1 protein-coding gene is annotated in these 1,626 nt (G+C 63.7%); it reads right to left on the minus strand.

Annotated features, from left to right (window positions below):
• Window positions 1-175: 175 nt before the first annotated feature.
• Window positions 176-1,516 carry an IS1380 family transposase gene (locus EET67_RS25305; RefSeq protein ID WP_128628917.1) on the minus strand — a complete coding sequence of 447 codons (1,341 nt, stop codon included), beginning with the start codon at window positions 1,514-1,516 and terminating at the stop codon, window positions 176-178.
• Window positions 1,517-1,626 lie beyond the last annotated feature (110 nt).

The following is a 1,626-nucleotide window of genomic DNA, read 5'->3' on the forward strand; positions in this document are numbered from 1 at the left end:
CTAGCCCGCTTGATGCACGGCGCTGAGCTTTCGGCGGCCTGAAGCGGCGATCTGGTTGCCTTTGCGGTGCGTTTTCCCAAGCCTGCTCATGCGCCGGCGGTGATCCGTCGTGATGGAAGGCGGGGTTTGCAGGTTGCGGTCGGCGGGTTTGTTTCGGGGCGTTGACGCCCCGTCGTTATGTCGCGAGCCGCGGAATGCGATCCAGGACGATGCGCAGGATGCGCTGGTCCGGGCAGGAGGTCGGCAGGTGCAGGCGGATTTGCGTTTTCATTTCGACCACCCGCGCAGCGATCTTGATGAGCCGCAGTCGCAGCGTGTCGAATTGGGCGACTGCAAAGCTCGAGCGTTTCGGCATCGCGGCGCGCAGGCCCCACATCAACCAGTAAGCACCGGCATGCAGGAACAGCCGGAACTGGTTGGCCGTCGCTCTTGTGCAGGAGGTGCGGTCGGCGGCGAGATGCGTCTTCCACGACTTGATGTGGTTCTCGGCCGCTCCACGCCGGCAGTAGAGATCCTCGTAGAGCGCCTTGGCCTTGCCACCTGCAAGGTTGGTGACGATGAAGCGGGTGTCGGCGCCTTGGGCGCCAACCTCGACCCGCGCGATGATGCGCTCGACGCGGCTCCAGCTGCCGGCGCCGTCAAAGAATTCCTTGAAGCGGCGGACCTTGCCTGTCTTTGCCGACGCTTCGAACCGCGCCAGCGTGCTGGCTTCCAGCTCCGCGACATGCTTGCGCAAGGTCGTGGTGAGCGCCAAGCCGAGGATGAAGTCGATATCGTTAGCGCGGCACCAGTCGATGACCAGCGGGCTGCAATAATGGCTATCGGCCCGGATCAGGATCCGGGTGTTCGGCCAGTTGCTCCGGATCGCCCGCACCAGGCGGCGCAGGTGGGGGCGGATTTCTGCCCCACTCGGCCGCTTGGCCTGTCGCAGGACCGCACTGACGAATCGTCCCGCCCCATCGATCACCACTATCGGCTGGAAGCCGTATTCGTCGTAATGGGCATTGAACAGCCGCAATTGCTGGCCGCCATGCACGGCGTCAAAGGTGTCGTCAATGTCAAGCACGATCCGCTTTGGCACCTGGCGGAAGGAAGCGCAGTAAAGGTCGACCATCGCCCGGCCCATCGCGACCAGCTCCCGCACACCGGGCAGGTTCTCCAGCCGGCACATCGTCGACTGCGAGGCCAGGTCCCGACCCGAAGGCAACCCGTCCTGGGCCATCTTGAAGATTGGATCGGACCGCAGCCGATTGGCGTCATTGCCATCCTCGTAACCGGCGGCAATCATCTTCATGCGGAAGCCGATCATGTCGGCCAGGCTGTGGACGACCTGGTCCGGGCAGCGCGGATCGTCGATGCAGCGCGCCAGACGGTCCGCCACCCGCAGCCGCTTTTCCACCTCGGCCAGAGCCAGAACCCCACTGTTGGATGACAGCATGCCGCCGTCAAAGCGCGCGACAACGGACTTGCCGCGAACGGATGACAAACCGCTCAGCGGCAGCGTAAGATTATTCATGGCGGGTGTGGCCTCCGGGAAACGGCGCGGATCGGCGTAAGCAACCAAATCCTACGTCATTTCAACGGCTTGCACCACATCCGCCAACCCCCATGAATTTTTCAGGCTAG

The organism is Borborobacter arsenicus (assembly GCF_003934165.1).
GTDB lineage: Bacteria > Pseudomonadota > Alphaproteobacteria > Rhizobiales > Rhizobiaceae > Pseudaminobacter > Pseudaminobacter arsenicus.